This is a genomic window from Chromatiales bacterium (genome assembly GCA_020445605.1).
Taxonomy (GTDB): domain Bacteria; phylum Pseudomonadota; class Gammaproteobacteria; order JAGRGH01; family JAGRGH01; genus JAGRGH01.
This window is the reverse complement of record JAGRGH010000050.1, coordinates 65,527-83,285: the sequence shown is the minus strand read 5'-3', so window position 1 is coordinate 83,285 and position 17,759 is coordinate 65,527. Positions and strand designations below refer to the sequence as shown.

Annotated in this window: 14 protein-coding genes and 1 tRNA gene; 7 read left to right on the top strand and 8 right to left on the bottom strand. The window is 66.7% G+C overall.

What is annotated here, in order from left to right; translation table 11 throughout:
- The first annotated feature begins 160 nt into the window (after positions 1-160).
- Positions 161-1,453: an O-antigen ligase family protein gene (locus KDG50_12335; protein ID MCB1866205.1), complete on the top strand. Its 1,293-nt coding sequence runs from the start codon at positions 161-163 to the stop codon at positions 1,451-1,453.
- A gap of 22 nt (positions 1,454-1,475) precedes the next feature.
- Here KDG50_12335 and KDG50_12330 read toward each other — a convergent pair whose 3' ends face one another.
- Positions 1,476-2,654 (bottom strand): glycosyltransferase family 4 protein, encoded by a 1,179-nt coding sequence (locus KDG50_12330; protein MCB1866204.1) that lies wholly within the window; start codon positions 2,652-2,654, stop codon positions 1,476-1,478.
- Positions 2,655-2,686: 32 nt separating this feature from the next.
- Here KDG50_12330 and KDG50_12325 point away from each other — a divergent pair, with 32 nt between their 5' ends.
- Positions 2,687-3,571: a sulfotransferase gene (locus KDG50_12325; GenBank protein ID MCB1866203.1), complete on the top strand. Its 885-nt coding sequence runs from the start codon at positions 2,687-2,689 to the stop codon at positions 3,569-3,571.
- A 310-nt stretch (positions 3,572-3,881) separates the two neighbouring features.
- Positions 3,882-4,163, top strand: a complete 282-nt coding sequence (locus KDG50_12320) for a hypothetical protein (protein ID MCB1866202.1) — start codon at positions 3,882-3,884, stop codon at positions 4,161-4,163.
- A 214-nt stretch (positions 4,164-4,377) separates the two neighbouring features.
- Here the strand turns inward: KDG50_12320 and KDG50_12315 are convergent, their stop codons facing one another.
- Positions 4,378-6,012 (bottom strand): SulP family inorganic anion transporter, encoded by a 1,635-nt coding sequence (locus KDG50_12315; protein ID MCB1866201.1) that lies wholly within the window; start codon positions 6,010-6,012, stop codon positions 4,378-4,380.
- 329 nt (positions 6,013-6,341) lie between these two features.
- On the opposite strand from KDG50_12315, the gene KDG50_12310 reads away from it, so the two are divergent.
- The 3 genes from KDG50_12310 (at position 6,342) to KDG50_12300 (ending at position 7,826) form a co-directional block, all read left to right on the top strand.
- Positions 6,342-6,428 (top strand) — tRNA-Leu (locus KDG50_12310).
- Positions 6,429-6,479: 51 nt separating this feature from the next.
- Positions 6,480-7,010 carry a sigma-70 family RNA polymerase sigma factor gene (locus tag KDG50_12305; protein ID MCB1866200.1) on the top strand — a complete coding sequence of 177 codons (531 nt, stop codon included), beginning with the start codon at positions 6,480-6,482 and terminating at the stop codon, positions 7,008-7,010.
- Positions 7,011-7,013: 3 nt separating this feature from the next.
- A complete protein-coding gene (locus tag KDG50_12300) occupies positions 7,014-7,826 on the top strand; it encodes a DUF3379 family protein (GenBank protein MCB1866199.1) in 813 nt (270 codons plus the stop codon).
- A 26-nt stretch (positions 7,827-7,852) separates the two neighbouring features.
- Here the strand turns inward: KDG50_12300 and KDG50_12295 are convergent, their stop codons facing one another.
- The 3 genes from KDG50_12295 to KDG50_12285 are packed head-to-tail and all read right to left on the bottom strand — an operon-like array spanning position 7,853 to position 13,378.
- A complete protein-coding gene (locus tag KDG50_12295; protein MCB1866198.1) occupies positions 7,853-10,501 on the bottom strand; it encodes a response regulator in 2,649 nt (882 codons plus the stop codon).
- Complete coding sequence (locus KDG50_12290) at positions 10,498-11,412, bottom strand: hypothetical protein (GenBank protein MCB1866197.1); 915 nt, start codon at positions 11,410-11,412, stop codon at positions 10,498-10,500. The genes KDG50_12295 and KDG50_12290 overlap by 4 nt, the downstream gene beginning before the upstream one ends.
- Before the next feature lie 31 nt (positions 11,413-11,443).
- Positions 11,444-13,378, bottom strand: coding sequence for a TonB-dependent receptor (locus tag KDG50_12285; protein MCB1866196.1), 1,935 nt, complete (start codon positions 13,376-13,378; stop codon positions 11,444-11,446).
- 184 nt (positions 13,379-13,562) lie between these two features.
- On the opposite strand from KDG50_12285, the gene KDG50_12280 reads away from it, so the two are divergent.
- Positions 13,563-14,753 carry an O-succinylhomoserine sulfhydrylase gene (locus tag KDG50_12280; GenBank protein MCB1866195.1) on the top strand — a complete coding sequence of 397 codons (1,191 nt, stop codon included), beginning with the start codon at positions 13,563-13,565 and terminating at the stop codon, positions 14,751-14,753.
- 4 nt (positions 14,754-14,757) lie between these two features.
- Here KDG50_12280 and KDG50_12275 read toward each other — a convergent pair whose 3' ends face one another.
- The 3 genes from KDG50_12275 to KDG50_12265 are packed head-to-tail and all read right to left on the bottom strand — an operon-like array spanning position 14,758 to position 17,748.
- Positions 14,758-15,840: a glycosyltransferase family 2 protein gene (locus KDG50_12275; protein MCB1866194.1), complete on the bottom strand. Its 1,083-nt coding sequence runs from the start codon at positions 15,838-15,840 to the stop codon at positions 14,758-14,760.
- Position 15,841: 1 nt separating this feature from the next.
- Entirely contained in the window at positions 15,842-16,822 is a 981-nt protein-coding gene (locus KDG50_12270; protein ID MCB1866193.1) for a hypothetical protein, read from the bottom strand.
- Complete coding sequence (locus tag KDG50_12265) at positions 16,819-17,748, bottom strand: hypothetical protein (protein ID MCB1866192.1); 930 nt, start codon at positions 17,746-17,748, stop codon at positions 16,819-16,821. The genes KDG50_12270 and KDG50_12265 overlap by 4 nt, the downstream gene beginning before the upstream one ends.
- Positions 17,749-17,759: the final 11 nt, after the last annotated feature.

Genomic DNA, 17,759 nt, shown 5'->3' with positions numbered 1-17,759 from the left:
ACCACCGATGAATACTCCGGTACATGGACGGCGGAGTCGGGCCACTAGCCGGTCACGCATTCGTACCGGCTAAAACGCCTATATCATACCGGAATGACCGATTCCTTGCGGCCGTTTCCGCCCGATCCGCCGGCGCCAGACCTGCAACCGACGGAACCACGTGCGTACTGAGCCGCTTCGCGTTCGGGTCGCCCGGGGTATGGACGCGTTTGCCGCCCGGCCCTGGGCCCCGGCCGTGCTGATCGCCGGGTGCGTCGCGATGCTACCCCTGCGCCTTGGCGTGGAGACGCTCGTCGCGATGCTCACGCTGATCGGGCTCGCGCTGATCTGGAGCCGCGGTCCTGCCTGGTGGGCGCGCGACCCGGCCGCCAGACGCTTCGGTCTGTGGTTTCTCGCCCTGTGGCTGCCGATGTGTACGGCGCTGCCCGATGCTGTCGACCCCACGAATGCGTGGCGGGTGACCCTGGGATTCGCGCGGCTGTACTGGGCCGGCCTGGCCGTGATCTTTTTCTTCGCGCAGGTGCATACACGCGAGCGGTTTCAGCGGCTGGTCGCCGTGGTCGTCGGGTTCTGGATCGTCGACGCCCTGATTCAGGCCGCATTCGGCCGCGATCTGTTCGGGCTCGAATACCCCGAGTTCCGCCTGAACGGCATATTCGGCGACAACCTCAAGCTCGGCATCGTGCTGGCGGCGTGGTCGCCGATCGCGTTGCTGGTCGCGCATGCACGTGGTTGGGGCGCGCTGCGCCTGACCGCGCTGGTCGCGGTGACCGTCGTGGTGTTCCTGTCGAATGGTCGGACGGCCTGGCTGCTGTTCGGCGTGGTGGTACTCGGCTACCTCGTCTGGCAGTGGCGGTCCGGCGGCCGGCGACCGTGGCGCCAGGGGTTGATGGCCGTGGTGTTTCTCGCGGCGCTGGTCACTGCCGGCTACCACTTCTCCGAGCGGATCGCATGGCGAATCGACCAGACGGTCGCTTTGCTCGGCGGCGATTCCGGTTCGGTCAGCCATGCCCTCAGCAATCGCCCGGTGATCTGGTCGGTCGCCTCGCGCATCGTGGCCGCGCACCCGATCAACGGCGTCGGGCCGCGGGGTTTCCGTACCGCATATCTCGACCATGCCGAACCTGACGACAGGTTCGTGGAGCTCTACAAGGGCACGCAGGGCGCGCATCACCCGCACATGCAGTGGCTGGAGGTGCTGACCGAGACCGGCCTGATCGGGCTCGCTGGTCTTCTGTTGGCATTGTTCTGGCTTCTGCGGGCATGGCTGAAGGCGTCCGCGGCGCGACGCGCGCAGTCGTTGCCATATGCGCTCGCGGTGCTGGCGGCCTTCTTTCCCCTGAACAGCACGCTGGCGCTGTATTCGGCGTTCTGGTCGCAGAACGTGCTGTTGATCGTGGCGCTGTATTTCGCCGTGATTGCGCGTGAGGATGCGAACGCTGTGAGGTCTTGAAGCGACGAGCGCGCTGACAGGCTCAGCCAGTCTCTGTGACCCTGGCAAGCTCTGAATAGAGCTCCAGCGTCGCCGTAAGCATGCGTTCCAGCGTGTACGGGTGTTCGGCGGGGACGACGGACGGGGCGTTGGCCCAGCGCGTCAGAAGCCAGATCATGCCCGACAGGTCGCCGGGCTTCACGGCGCCTTGCGGGAACACTTCACGCAACTGCTCGCCGACGCCGCCATGGTCATAACCCGCGACCGGCCGTCCAAGGCTCAGCGCCTCGATCGTCGTCCGTCCGAACGCCTCCGGTTCGTTGGAAAGTGAAACCACGGCATTCGAGATCGCAAGCACCTCGCGCAGATCGCTGCGGTGGCCGAGCAGGCTGATGTGTTCGTCGAGTCTGCGCGCATGGATCCGCGCGCGCAGTGCCTCGGCGTAGGCGCGTCGGCGCGGCTCGATGCCGCCGACGACGAGACCATGGGCGTCCACGCCGTCGCCACGCAGCGCCTCGATCAGGTCGATGAACGTCTCCTGCCCCTTCCAGCGCGTGATCCGCGCCGGCAGGGTTACGACGAAACGCCCCGCAAGCTGCGGAAACCGGGCCTTCCATTGTGCTTGCCAGCGTGAGTCCGGCCGGTAGCCGTACGGGAATTCGGCACGACTGACCCCGCGCGGAATGACGCGGATGCGCGCCGGGTCGATGCGCGGATAGTTCGCCAGGATGTAGTCGCGGATGGTTTCCGAGACCGCGATGACGCGCTCCCCGCGGGTCATCACCGTGCTGTAGCGGTTGACGGTGTAGGGCCCGTGCACGGTCGTGACGAGTCGGGGCCGGCCTTGAGCGGGAAGTCCGCGCCAGGCGAGGTATGCGATCCAGGCCGGCAGGCGCGAACGCAGGTGCAGGATGTCCGGCCGTTCGGCACGCAGCCAGTCCCGCAGGCGGGCGATCCAGCGCAGCGTCGACAGGCGCTTTTCGCCGACCGGCCAGTCGAGGTGTTCGCTGCCGGCCTTGACCAGCGATTCTGCGAGTCTTCCGCCGGCCGCGATGACCGTGGAACGGTGACCCGCCCTGACCAGGGCCCCGGCCACCTCCAGCGTGCCGCGCTCGACGCCACCCGCGTCCAGCGCCGGGAGCACCTGCACGACGTGCAGCGGCCGTTTCGCGGCGCCGTTCGGATCGGGGTAGGATTGCGCCGGGTCTTGATCTGGGGGCATTGGCAGGGTTTGCGCTCTGTCCGCGCGTGCCGGTGGCACACAATACGGTATCTCAAAACTCGATCGACGACTTCTTCGTCTGCATCGGCGCCCAGAAGGCCGGCACGACCTGGCTGGCCAGCGTGCTGGCGCGGCATCCCGAGGTGTTCTTCACGCCGGTCAAGGAGATCCACTATTTCGATAGCGTGCACCTCGGTTCACGTCATCTGTCGGAGGCGTTGCGCGCGGTTCGGCTGCGCAAGTTTTACCGGCGACTAGCGGCAAATCCGGGGCGTCTTCGGGAACTGGCTGCGCAGCGGCGCTGGTACCGCGATTATCGGCGCGGACCGATCGACGACGCATGGTATGTGCGCCTCTTTGATCGGGCGCATCGCGGTTCGGCCTGGCTCGCCGGTGAGGCGACGCCGGAGTATGCGGCGCTTGGCCAGGCCGGACTGACGCATCTCAGCGGGCTTGCGCCGCGTGCAAGGCTTCTGTTCATCATGCGCGAGCCCGTCGCACGTGCCTGGTCCGCCGTTCAGCACCACTGCCGCCGCCGCCGCGTGCGCGCCGAAGCCCTGACGGTCGAGGCGGTTGATGCCATCGTCAACGACGCGGAGTTCGTGCAGCTCGGCGATTACGCGGCCACGCTGTCTGCGTTGGCCGCCGTGTTTGGGCCCGCGCAGGTCTGGCTGGGGTTCCACGAGGATCTGCATGAGGATCGCCAGGCCGCGATAGAGGGCATTTGCGGGTTCCTTTCGATCCCTGCGGCGCCGCTCTTGAACCTGCCTTTGGGCCGGCGGGTCAATCGCTCGCGCAACGTGGAACCGCCGGCCGCGGTGCGCGCGCACCTGCGGGAGATCTGCCGACCGACGGTGGATGCCGTGGCGGCACGGCTGGGGCGGGTTCCGGACGTCTGGTTGCGCGAGTTCGACTGAGCGTCGCACTACACTAGGGAAGCTCTGATCAATCCGTCCCGGATTGCCAGAGCAGCGAAAACTAAAAAGTGTGATTTTTCGTTTTCTTCCATTTTCAACGGCTAGCAGCCGTGGAAAATGGCGGCACGTCCATGTGCCGTGGGAAACTCTGACAATTCAGAGTTTCCCTAGGTCATCCGGCGCTGTGCGGCCGGCGTCCATACGGCTGTTCCACGCCCGGTGTGCCAGCTATGCTTTGGCAGCTGGCGTTTACCCACCCTCCGAAGCTCTGATTGAGACGGGGCATTCGGCTTTTTTCTGGAGAGAGTCCATGCGCTCGAGAATCCTGCGTCTTGCCGGTGCTGTCTGTATCGGCATCGGTTTCGGCTGTGCTAGCCTGCGCGCCATGGCTGAATCCGACTCCCCGTTCAATGCGCTGTTCGAGGCCAGCCTGGCCAGCAAGAAGGGCGTCATCGTGTATGTGAACGGCCAGTCCATTCCGGGGCGTGTAACGCGCATGCCGGACGGCCACACCGTCGAACTGGCGAACCGCGAGTACGATCGCATCGTCGTTCGGCTGGACCGGATCGACGCCGTCGCCGGCAATCCCTGATCCAACCCACCGCCCGGCCGGGCGGTGCCTGTCGCGATTCCGAGTTCTGGTGCACGCACCGGCCATCGGTAACGTGATGCCGATGCGCGATACTGCTTCCTGCCTCGACGAATGCCGATCGGGCATTCGTGCACAGACCCTCACGAACGACGGATTACGTGCCGGGATGCCGGCGGTCGCGCGCATCGCTCCGGCGGGTTTTCCCGAAGAACCATCAGGTCACCGGCGTGAGCCTGCGCAGGGCGTGTTCCAGCGTCCTGAAACAGCGCTCGGTGCCAAGCCGCTGCATCACGCCGAGCTTCTCGAGGTCCGCCATCGTGCGACTGTGCGCGCAGACCACGCGCACATCGGCGCCGCGTTGCAGGGCCTTTTCGATCAGGTCCTCGACAATCAATGCCGTTGAAACGCCGATGATCGACGCGCCCGTGAAGTCGATGACCAGCTGCTTTACATTCGGAAAGCGGCGCAGGCGCATGCTCAGGCTGCGCCCGACGCCGTAACTGAGCGAGCCGCTGACGCGCATCAAGAGTGCATCGCCCTCGTGGCCGGCCAGAAACTCACGCTCGGCCGCGGTCAGGCGGTCGGCATTGATGCGGCCGTCGCTGAGCACCACCGAATCCAGTTCGAAGCTCGAGAGCTTTTCGATCGTCACGATGTTCTTGATGAACACGCCGACGAACACCGCGGTGATCAGATCGACGAACACGGTCAGCACCAGCACCAGAAGCATCAGCGCGATCGAGAACGCGGGCAGGCGGTGCAGACGACGCAGGAAGGGCCAGTCGATGATGTCCACGCCGACCTTGATCAGAATGCCGGCGAGCACGACCAGCGGAATGCCCTCGAACCAGCGACCAAGCCCGAGCGCGATTGCCAGCAGCAGCACGGCATGCGTCGCGCCGGAGAGCGGTCCGCGGCCCCCGGAACGGATGTTGATCACCGTGCGCATGGTCGCGCCGGCGCCGGGTAGTGCCCCGAGCAGGCCAGCGGCGGCATTGCCCAGACCCTGGCCGATGAGTTCCTGGTCGGAGTCGTGCTGCGTGGCCGTGATGTTGTCAGCGACCAATGAGGTCAGCAGCGAGTCGATCGCGCCGAGCACGGCGAGCATGATCGAGTTGGTCACGATTTCGCGAAGCAGCGCGGGTTCAAACGCCGGCAGATTGAGGCCGGGCAGCCCGGACGGGATTGCACCGATGCGCGCGATGGTCTGCTGTGGATCCGCGAACGTGGCGATTACGGTACCAACGATCAACGCCAGCAGCGGCGCCGGCAGGCGCCGGTTGACGCGGCCGCGCCAGATGAAAACCAGCGCGATCGTCAGTACGCCGAGTGCCGCGGCACCCCAGTGAATGTTCGCGAGCTGTTCCGGAAGCGCACGTACGGCCGCGACCACGCCGGAGGCGCCTGGCAGGCCCATCAGCGGCCCGAGTTGCAGCAGAATGATGATGACGCCGATGCCGGACATGAACCCGGAGATCACCGGGTAGGGCACCAGGATGATGTATCGGCCAAGCTTCATCGCGCCCATCGCGATCTGCAGCAGGCCGGCGATGAACACCGTCGTGAACGCAATCGCAAGGCCGGAGTCCGGGTGTTCGGCCATGGCTTGTGTGATGACCGTCGCCATTACGACCGTCATCGGGCCGGTGGGGCCGGAGACCTGGCTGGGCGTGCCGCCGAACACGGCGGCAAAAAACCCGACCAGGATCGCGCCGTACAGGCCGGCGACCGGACCCGCGCCGGACGAGATGCCGAAGGCGAGCGCAAGCGGCAGTGCAACAATGGCCGCGGTGACGCCGCCGAACAGGTCGCCACGGACGTTTTCCGTGAAGGTAGCGAGACGATACATTTGCGCAGCACCTTGCGGGAATGCGCCAAGCCGGCGCGACGCCAAGTATAGATAGCAGTCGCTGGTTCCGGGGGTTCGCATAGCGTTTGCGGCATGGGTTGAACGACGGGGACAATGCCCGGGGGCCGCCGGCCGGGGCGCGATGCTGTCGCGCGAGTCCCGACAGGTTGTTGAAAATGGCCGACACATGGCCGTGTCGGCGTCGCGAGCGAACAGCGCGGTTTTCGCTCGCTCATGAAAATCAGACACTTGCGTACTCGATTTTCGGGCGAGACGATCCTGTCTCGCTATCACAGGCCGGTGAGAAGAGAATTTCAACGGCCTGCCAGGCCCGGGTGGCGAAACAGGTAGACGCAGCGGACTTAAAATCCGCTGGCCGCAAGGCCGTGCCGGTTCGAATCCGGCCCCGGGCACCACCGCACCCGAAGCGGGGCGGGGAATCTGTTCATCTGCAATCTTTCGCGGTTATGACGGGTCTATTAGGACAGCAACGAGCGAAGCGTCGCCGGTTCGAGGCGATCACCAGGGCCTGGTCGACGGATCTGTTCCGTTTTGCCTTCTGGCTGTGCCGGGATCGTGAACTCGCCGAGGACCTCACGCAGGAGACCTTTCTGCGGGCCTGGCGGGCACTCGACACCCTCGACGACGACAAGGCCGCCAAGGCGTGGTTGATCACCATCCTGCGGCGCGAGTACGCGAGGCAGTTCGAGCGGCTGCGCCCGGTGTTGACCGAAATCGACGAGCAGGTGCTACCGGCCGCCAACAGCGACTACGACACCAGCACCGAGGCGTTCGTGCTGCGGCGGGCATTGGCCCGGCTCGACGAGGACTATCGGCTACCGCTGCTGTTGCAGGTGATCGGCGGCTTTACCTGCGCGGAGATCGCGACGCAGCTTGGACTCAGCGAATCGGCTGCGGTGACGCGCGTGTTTCGCGCCAAGCGCAAGCTGCGCGAGGCGCTGGGCGAACGCTGGGAAGAAGACGAGACCAGAGACTGACGAGTGACCGGGGCACCCGACGAAATCGAACTGCGATTGCTGGCGGAGGCATCGCTTGCCGATGCCGATGTCGACCGCATGCTGGCCGAGGTGCCACGGCTCGTGGCGCTACGCGAGCGCGCGCGCGCGTTCGACGCCCGTGTGCGCGCGGCAATCGAGATCACGCCGTCCGCGCACCTCGTCGAGCGGGTGCTCGCGGCCGTGCCGGACGAGGACTTCGATCGGGCCCTGAACGGCGCGGTCGCGGTCGCCGCGCCCGCGGGGCTGGAACGGCGCATCCTCGACGCAGTCCGGCTGGGACCCGGTGAGCGACGGACGGCCTGGTGGCGCCCGGTGTTCGCGTTGGCCGCCCTCGCGCTGCTGGCGTTCGGCAGCTTCGGCGTCTGGCGCCAGTACGAGGCCACGCGTGCGCTGACCGACATCGTGATCGCGCATATCCAGCACGAGCCGCAGGCGCTGGTTGCGCGCAGCAGCGTGTCGATCGACGATTTGGCCGCGAGCCTTCGCCGCGTCGGGATCGATCTAGCCGATGCGGACGCCCGTGAGGCCCTCACGCAGGCCGACATCCGCTACCTGAAGCCCTGTCCAATCCGCAATCATCCGGGCATGCACCTGGTGGCCTATGCGGCCGGACGGCCGGTGACCATCCTCGTGATGCCGTTCGAGTCGCTGGGCAATGAAAAGCTCATCGACGATCCGGGCTTCAAGGGGCTGATCCGGCCGTCGCCGCACGGCAGCTTCGCGGTGGTTGGCGAGTCGCGTGAGGACGTGCACATGATCATGGGCAAGGTCGACCGCGGCTTCGTCTGGATGTAGCCGGACCGGAAGGGCCGTTCTCGCGGTCAGTCTCCAGAATCCGCCCTGGATCGGTCCGCGTTGAGCAGGCGTTCGGCCTCGGCAAGAAAACGTGCCTGTCCAGCCTCGTCATCCTCGCCGCGCAGCAGGCTCGCATGCCAGGCACGCCCCGCGGTGATCAACGGTGTGACACCGCAATAGACGGCGGCCCCGAGCAGGCGGTGAACCAGCGCGGCCCGTTCTCCGTGTGTGCCCCGAGGGGTTTCCGCCAGACCCTCGCATGCTTCGCGCAGTTGCCCGATGAACCGCGCATACATCTGATCCGCCAGCGTGGCATCGCCGCCGAACAGACTGATCTGCGCCTGCCGATCGCGCGGGAGTCCAATGGACCCGACCGGCAGCATGGCCTGACGCACCGCGTTGAGCAAGGTCGCCTCATCGATTGGTTTGGCCAGCACACGCCCGATTCCGGCCTCCCGCGCGCTGCGTTCGGTTGCGCTGTTGGTATCCGCCGTCACGGCGATCAGCGGGGTTGCGGCGTTCGGCAGTTCGATCTGCTCACGCAGCCGCTGGGCGGCCGCGATGCCGTCGAGGCGCGGCATGTGCAGATCGAGCACGATCACGTCATAGCGACGGCGGCCGGCCGCGGCCAGGGCGTGAACGCCATCGGCGGCGGAATCCACGCGCATGCCGGCACGCTCGAGGATCAGCGTGAGCCAGTCGCGGTTGATGGCGTTGTCGTCGACGACCAGCGCACTGCGACCTTCGAGCGGCCCGGTTCGGCGTTCGTGGCGACCGGCGGCGACCAGTCGTTCGACCTCCAGGTGCAGCAGCGCGCGCGGCAGCGGTCGCCCCACGCAGCGCGTTGCGCCGCATTCCTCCCACGCCGCGTGATCGCTGAGGCGCGAACTCGATAGCAGGGCCAGTGTCGGAACTTCGGCGGCGCGCATCTGTTCGAGGCGGTGTCGCCACGGTGCATCGGGTGTGTCGGTGCCGCGCAGGCCGATCACGATCAGTGCCGGACGCGCGGTCGTCGCCCGATCGCACAGGGTTTCGGGCCGGTCGCAGGTATCGACCTCGTAGCCCTGCGCCCTGAGCAGATGCCGGGTGATGTGCAGCGATCGCGGATGGGTGTCACAGACGAGAACTCTTGCGCCGGGCGATTCCGGCACGCTGTCGGTCCCCTGATCCGGGCGTGTCTTCAGCGGACAGGTGAAGCGGAACGCGCTGCCGTGTCCGCTGTGACTGTCGAACGAAATCTGGCCGCCCATACGCCGTACCAGTCGATCGGCGATCGCCAGCCCGAGGCCGAGACCTTCGCTGGCACGGTTCAGCGCCGTGTCGCCCTGCCCGAACAGCGCGAACAGTTCGGTCTGCTGGCGGGCCGGAATACCCGGGCCGGTGTCCGAGACCTCGATCTCCACGACCGCATGGGCGGCATCGCGACCGTCGAGGCTGACCTGCAGCGCGACCTCGCCGGCCGTCGTGAACTTGATTGCGTTGTCGAGCAGGATCAACGCGACGCGGCGGATTCGCGCGGCATCGCCAAGCACCGCGCGCGGTACGTCATCGAACACCCGCAGCAACAGCTCTAGCTGTTTCGCATGCGCCTTGGGCGCGTTGACCGAAATGCAGTATTCGAGCTCGTCGATCAGATCGAACGGTGCGAGTTCGAGCCGCAGTTCGCCGGACTCCAGTGCCGCGACATCGAGCATGTCGTCGAGAATCTGCCCCAGGTCCGCGCTCGCATGCTCGATGAACTGCAACTGCCGGCGCTGGGCATCGTCGAGCGCGCCGTCGGCGAGACGTTCGGAAAACCCGTGGATGGTATGCAGTGGCGTACGCAGTTCGTGGCTGATGTTCGCGAGAAAGCGGCTCTTGACGGCATAGGCCTCCTGCGCGCGCCGGCGCGCGAGGTCGAGTTCCACGTTTTTGATCTCGACGGCCTCGAGCGTTTCGGCGAGTTCCGCGGTCGCCCGCGCGATGTCGTGTTCGAGCTGTTCGCGGGCGCGGCGGATTTCCCGATCCATCAACTGCATCGCGTTGCCGAGCGTGGCGAATTCCTCGTCACGCAGGCTGGGCAGTTGTGGCATCGGCGCGCCCTGTTCGATGGTGCGTGCGGCCTCGGTCAGGGCCTGCACCGGGCCGCTGATTCGCCCCGCCATGAACCGGGCCATGGCGACGGCGGCCAGAATGCCGAGTGCCGAGAGCAGGGCGCCCAGTCGCAGAACCTCGCCATTGCGCGCCAGCAGCGTCTGGCGCGATACGACGAGCTGAATCTGACCGAGCAGGGCGCCGCCGCCGTGCGCCGCCGTCTCGAAGTCGTCAACGGCGACGGGTTCAGAGCGGATCGGCGCGCGGAACACCTGGCTCGGTGCGTCGCCGGCGCTGCGCTGGTAGTCGGCCAGCGCGTGTCCCGTCGCGTCCTCGATGACGAGGCCCGTGATCTCGGGATCGCCGGCAATCGAGTCGACGACCTGCGCCAGCGCCGGCTGGTTCCCCGAGAAGACCGGATAGACGCTTGCCGCGGCGATCTGTCGTGCCAGCGCGCTCGCGCGTTGTTCGAACGCGAGCTCCAGATCGTTGATGCGGCTGACACTGAAGTAGCCGCCCAGCGCGACGACCAGCAGCGTCGCCGGCACCACCCCGAGCACCAGCGCACGGGTACGCAGTGAGCGCAGTTGCGGCCAGGTCACGGGTTCGGCTCCAGATTGCGAAGCGCTTCGGTAATCACCGATAGGTCCGGCAGCGTCAAATGCAGGGCCGCCGCGACGCGCGCGTTGATTTCGATGGCGAACTCCCGCGGATCGATCTGTCGCGGCAGGTTTGTATTTTCGAGCAGGGCCTTCAGATCCGCGATGATCTGGGACTCGATCTGGGCGGGTTCCGAAAACACGGCGGCGAGGGCGCCGGCGCGCACGAAGGCACGCGAAAAGGCCACCACCGGTATCCCGCGCCGGTACGCCGACAGCAACACGCTGTGTGCGGTATCGCTGTTGTGTAGTGTCTCGTCGGGCATGGCGAGATAGGCATCGGCGTCGCCAAGCACCGTATCGAGCGCCGGGCCAAGCTCACTGGCGTCGTTGGCCTGCGCTGCGACCACGGCAAGGCGCGTGCCTGCGGCGGCACGCAGGCGTCGCAGTCCGTCGCTGCTGGACGGCCCCAGGACCACGGCGATCCGGCGGGCTTGCGGCAGCAGGGTCTCGATCAGGCCGAGCTGGCGCGACAGCGGCTGGTCGATCGTGAACACGTGGCGCGTCTGGCCGAGCGTGGTGTTGGTGGCCAGTTCGAACCGGCTGACGAATGCGGCGTAGTCCGGCGCGCGCCCGGTCATGCGCACGACGTGATCGGTGGCCTGCGTGCCCAGCGCGGCCGTAATGGTCGTGGCCGGCAGCGCCGATGCCGGGATCGTCGCAAGTTCGATACTGAGCCCGTCGGCACGCAGCCGGGTGCCGATGGATTCGGCGATCCGCGTCTGGAATGACGAGCCCTGCGAATACACCAGCACGATGTCGGGCTGCGCGAACGCCCCCGGCGCGACCAGCGTAGTCAGCAGGGCGAGTATTGCGAGCGTGGCGCGCGTTCGGCCTCGTGATCGGGAGTGCATCGGGGACATCCTGTCGAAGTGGCGTCTGGCGTCAGTGCCGGGGTCGCCAGCCGATCGTGGCCCAGAACTGGCTGCCCGGATCGTTCTGGCGGCGGAAATCGCGGTTGTCGGCGAGCTGCAGCTCACCGCTCAAGCGTAGTTCAAGCTCGCCGTCCAGCGCCGGCATTTCATGACCGAGTGAGAGGTTCAGCTTTTTCACGCCCGGCAGGGGATTGCCCGAACCCTGAAATTCCACCGGCCCGTGAAGCTCGAATGCCGCGCTGGCGGTGGTGGTCGCGTTCAGTCGCTCGATCCATTGCAGTACCGCGGAGCGGGTCGGCACGCTGTCGTGCGGATCGTCGACCGGCGAGGTGTCGACCACGTACAGCGACGAGACGCCGCCGCGAATCCGCCGCCGTGGCATGTCCCAGTCGAATTCGGCCTCCAGTCCGCGAATCTTCAGATGGCCGATGTTGTGGAACTCGTCGAAATCGTCGGTTTCCCCGAACACCGGGTTGAACACCTCCGCGTTCATCGGCGCGATGATGTCGCGCACCGAGGTCTGGTAGACGCGCGCGTCGACGGTGAGACCGATCTCCGGAATGCGCTTGATCCAGCCCAGTTCCAGCATGACGATGTGTTCGGGGTCCAGATCGCCGCTGGTCGTCTGGATGATGTCGCGGCCCGGGCCGATCGCCAGCCCGAAGTCGATCGTTTCCTCGATGATGTGCGGCGTGCGCACTGCGCGTGACACGCCGAGCCGCACGCTCTGGGTTTCGTCCGGCAGCCAGTTCAGCGCCAGCCGCGGTGACACCTTGCCGCCGGCGATGGTGTCGTACTCGAACATGCCGCCAAGGTGCAGCAGCCACTGTTCGGCAAGGCGCCATTCGAGATTGCCGAACACGCGATAGATCCAGATGCGCCCGTCGCTGTCGCGATTGCGCAGACCCGGCGCCTCGACGGTCTCGTACTCCACGCTGGCGCCGGTGACATAGCGCAGTGCGGGGCTGGCCTGCGCGGTGTGCTGCAGCTCGGTCACGTAGCGCTGCGAGTGGATGCGGAAGTCCAGCTCGGTCGGAAACCCGAACAGGCTGCCGAATGCCTGATCGTCGTAGTCGTCGCGTGTCCACGCAAAGCGCAGGGCCGTCTCCGCGCCGTCCGTCCCGGTGTGCAGCCAGCGCAGGTGCTGGAACGCAACGCTGGCGGGGATGTCGCGCACGGTGTCGACCGGCGAGTCCGGGTCGCCATCGCGAAATTCGCCGTCGCCGAAGCCGAAGGAATATTCCAGCGCGTCTTCGGAGGTCGCCTGCCAGTCGACCCGCCCGCCGACCGTCGCGGCGTGCCAGCGATCGGGCAGTTTCGGGAATCCGTCGTCTGCGGCAGCCGTGATGCTGAGCCGGTAATCGACATCGTCGTGGCTGCCGGCGTAGCGCAGATACCCGCGCCGGATGCCGTCGTTGCCGAGGCTCATGCGCGCAGCCAGACCGTGGTCCTCGCCGGCATGGCGCGTGATGATGTTGATGACGGCCAGGAATGCGTTCGAACCGTGGGTCACGGTGTTCGGCCCGCGGATGATCTCGATGCGTTCGATGTCCTCCAGCGCCAGCGGCAGGCGCGCCCACGGGACGCCGCCGAGCGATGGGGTGTAGGCCGAACGACCGTCGATCAGCACCTGCACGCGGCGCGGAAACTCATCGGAGAGCCCGAGGTAGGTCACGACCGGGCGGTGGCCGTTGTAGTGGCCGACCAGCATGCCCGGGATCAGGCGGAACAGATCGGCGACATCGAGAACGCCGCTGGCCCTGATCATCTCGCGGTCAATCGTGCTGATCGGCAGCGGGGCCTCGAAGCGCGACTGCGACAGGCGGCTGGCCGACAGCACGACCGGCACGTCGTCGAACCAGTGCTCGGCGCCGGCCTGCGCACGCGCGCTGCCGAGGGCCAGCGCGGACAACAGCAGACGGGACAGGTAACGGCGGCAGTCCATGCTGGGCGATGTGGTTGGCGGGGCGTTACGTCTGGGGTCGAATTCGATGGCCGGCAAGGCTATCACAGTCAACGGAAACGGCCCGTACCGTTGACCCGGCCCGGGTGCGGCCGTAGCCTGACGCGCCCGGGGCAGTCCCGGCCGGTCGCCGTCGGCGGCGCGGGCGAATTCGACGATCGAGAGCATGGCCAATCACAACGACGACTGGGCGGATGCGACCCGTGCGCTGCGCGCCGGCGTGCGGCGCAGCGCCGAAGGTGAGCACAGCGAGGCGATCTATCCGACCTCGAGCTTCGTGTTCGACTCGGCCGCGCAGGCCGCCGCGCGCTTTTCCGGCGCGGAACCCGGCAACGTCTACTCGCGCTTCACCAACCCGACCGTGCAGGCCTTCGAGCGCCGGCTAGCCGCGCTCGAGGGTGGCGAAAGCTGCGTGGCCACGGCGTCCGGCATGGCGGCCACGCTGGCGCTCTGTCTGGCGCTGTTGCGCGCGGGCGATCACCTGCTCGCCGCGCGCGAACTGTTCGGCAGCAGCGTGTCGCTGTTCACGAACTATCTGCCGCGTTTCGGGATCGAGACGAGTTTCGTCGCGCTGGACGATCCGGCCGCATGGCAGGCGGCGCTGCGTCCGACTACCCGCGGCCTGTTTGTCGAGACCCCCGCGAATCCCCTGTTGCAGATCGCCGATCTGGGTGCGCTCTCGGACATTGCACATGCGCACGGCGCCTGGCTCGCGGTCGACAACACGCTGGCGACCTCGACCCTGCAACGGCCGCTGGAACTCGGCGCGGACCTCGTGGTGGTGTCCGCGACCAAATACGTGGACGGGCAGGGCCGTTGTCTCGGCGGCGCCGTCGTCGGCGATGCCGAGCGGGTCGGGCGCGAGGTGTTCGGTGTGGTCCGCACCGGCGGCCCGAGTCTGAGCCCGTTCAACGCCTGGGTGTTTCTGAAGGGGCTGGAAACGCTGGATCTGCGCATGCGTGCGCAGAGTGCCGCCGCGCTGGAACTCGCGCGCTGGCTGGAGCATCAGCCCGCCGTCGAGCGCGTCTGGTACCCGGCGCTCGAATCCCACCCGCAGCATGCGCTGGCGATGCGTCAGCAACGCGCGGGCGGCAGCGTCGTTTCGTTCACGGTACGCGGCGGACGTGCCGAGGCCTGGCGCGTGATCGATTCCACGCAGCTGGTTTCCATCACGGCGAATCTGGGCGATGTGCGCACGACCATCACGCACCCGGCGACGACCACGCACGGACGGCTGAGCGATGCGGAGCGTCGTGCGGCGGGGATCGGCGAGAATCTCATCCGCGTTGCCGTCGGCCTAGAGGATCAGACCGATCTTCAGGCGGACCTTGCACGCGGGTTTCGGGCGCTGACTTGAGAGGCTACGGATCGATCATCGGCCCCGGATTGGCGCGGGAAACGCCGCGCAGGCCCGCGACCGCGGGAAACACGGGATCGGCTCTGGATTCGCAGCCCGCCTTCAGGCGCAGCCGGTCGTAGTTGCCGCGCATCCCGAGGTACACATCAAGCCGCCCGATGAGTCCCCAGACCCGCAGGATTCCCGGGTCGCCGGGCTGCGCATAACGCATGGCCGGCAGGAGCTTTCTCCACGCCTGAAGCAGGCCGCGGGCGGTGTAATAGGCGCCGCGGCGCCAGTCGCGCGCCGCCGTGCCGTGACTGATGACGCTCGCGAAGGTTTCGAGGCAGGCATTCTGGGCGCCGAAACCGCGCCGCAGCCGGCACAGATAGCTCCAGCAAAGGCGCTCGGCCGGCATGAAATGCTGAAGGCGAAGGGTCGGCTCGTAGTACAGTCGCCAACCGCGCCGGGTGAGATGGATGCACAGTTCGCTGTCTTCACCGGACAGTAGTCGATCCCCGCGCCGTCCCTGCACCAGGGGTGCAGTTCCCTCGGCGCGCAGTGCTGCCCAGGCGGCGCGCCGCACACTCAGGCCGGCGCCCCAGAGAAAGCCGCGCGAATCCGTTACGTCACCTGGCGCTCCCTGCGGACCAATGGCGTAGCACCCCTGGAAGGTCTCGAACCAGGCCGGAAGCGGGGTCTCGTGTGCCACCGAGTTCAGACCGCCGACCGCGCCGACTTCGGGATGCCGGTCAAGGGTCTGCGCGACGCGCTCGACCCAGTCGGGCTCCGGCCAGTTGTCATCGTCAACAAAACTCACATACGGATAACGCGCCGCGCCGAAGCCGGCTTCGCGCGCCGGACCGACTCCGAGTTCGCGTTCCTCGACACAGCGCAACGGCGCAGGCGCGTCCGAAGACCAGCACTGACGGGCGACTTCCCGGGTGTTGTCCGTACTGGCGTTGTCGACGACGAGCACCTCCCAGGGCCGAGCATCGGCAAGCTGTTGCACAGCGAGTGCCGCGAGGGTTTGTGGCAGGCGTTGGGCGCTGTTGTGACAGCATACGACGACGGTTACGCCGGACTGCTCTGCGGCCTGCGGATCCATCTCAGTTTTGCGGCGCCGGGTCGGTGTGGCCGTCGGCGTAGTAGTAGTCGTAGCGATACAGCAGGTCGCGGGTGAACTGCCAGGCTTCGTTATAGCTGAGACCGCTGTTCTCGGGGAAGATGATGCGCACATACAGCGCATCGCCGTGTTTCTTCTTCAGCGCATCGAGTTTGGATTCGAGTTCCGCACGCGTGGCCGGCAGCAGGGTCTCGTTGTCCGCCGTGCGGTAGCGAATGGTGCCCTTTTCGCCGTCGCGCTGATACTGAACCTCGACGACGAATTTGCCGGCGGCCGAACGTGCCGGACGCACCAGACGATCGTAGCGCGCCTTCAGATCGGCAAACTCGTCACTGCGGGTGCTGAGCGTGGCCTGCACGGATCGCAGTTCCGCCTCACGCAGACGCAGGGCTTCGCTGCGCTCGACGAGTTCCGCGCTGCGGGCATCCAGCTGCGCGCGCGTGTCGTCGGCGAGTCGCTGCGCGCGTGTGGCGCGTTCGCTCTGTTCGGTCAGCTGCTGCTGAATGTTCAGGTGTTCGGTGCGCAGTGCGGCGAGGTTCTGCTCGAAGGTCGTGGCACGCGCCGAGACTTCGTCACGTTGCCGCGTCAGGGTTTCAGCTCGCGCGCGCTCGGCGCTCAGTGCCGCGCTCTCACGCGCCAGCGTTTCCTCGGTCCGCGCGCTACGCTGGCGCAGCACGTCGAGTTCGCCGCGCAGCATGGCGAGTTCGTTTTCGGTCTCGAGCAGGCGCAGTGCGAGCCCTTCCTTTTCCTGATTGACGCTCTGCGCAAGGGTTGAGGCAGCCCGTTCCGCCTCGATGGTCGAACGCAGCTGTGCGACAAGATCGAGGTTGCGCAGCAGCACGACCACCATCGCCAGCATGAAGACCATGACGATGACGGTCAGGATGTCCGTGAACGAGGGCCAGAAGCCTTCTTCGTTGGCCGCATCGCGGCCGATGGAAAGGTCTGGAAACGTGCCGATCATTCGCCGGAGGGCAGGCGGAAACCGTCGCGCAGCAACTGCTTGATGCGTCCCATGTCCGCGGTCACGCCCTTGAGTCGGGCGTGGAAGTCCAGCGTCGTTGCGGCGAGGCGTGTTTCGATCTGGCTGATCTGTTTCTGTGAACTCAGCATCTGCTCGACCAGCCCCTGCAGAGAGCGGATCAGGCCGCTGAATTCATACAGCACGGTTTCGGTCTGCACCTTGAAACGCGGTAGAAGATGCTGGGTGGTCAGCTGTTCCAGCGCCGTGACGAAGCGGCTTTGCGCGTCCGTGGTCTTGATGAAAAACCAGGAAAAAAACAGGTAACTCAGGATCGCCGAGACGGTTGTCGCGAGCGCGGTGGACATGCCGTGGATCATCAGCCCCATGCCGCCGACGTTGACGCTGGTCTCGAGCAGATCGGAGGCGCCGAGCAGGGCGATCGACAGCGATACGATCGTGCCGAACACGCCGGTCAGAATCAGCACGTTGTGCACGTAGCGCGGAAAACTGACTGCGCGGTTCTCGCGGGCCGCAAGTGTCGCGGCGATCGCGCCCTGTTCGATCGCGGCATTGCGCTCGTGCAGGGAGCGCAGCATCGCATAGCGACGGCCGGCGACCGATTCGGGTTCGACACCCCGCAGCGGATCCTCGACATGCCCGAACAGGTTGTCGCGCAGACGGGCGAGCGCGCCTTCCTCGCGATTGAGCCGCATCAGAATCACCGCCAGCCGCACGAGTCCGGCAGCGAGCAGCAGGAAGATCGCACCGTTGATGACCAGTCCGACGTCCGTGAGCTGGTTCTGGATGTACAGCGAGGCAATGGTCGGCCACTGCCAGATGACGATCCCCACGGCCAGCACCACGCCGAGCAGCATCGCGATCAGCACATTGCGCGCGTAACCGGGGCGGTATTCGGCGGGTTCCATTGCGGGAAAGG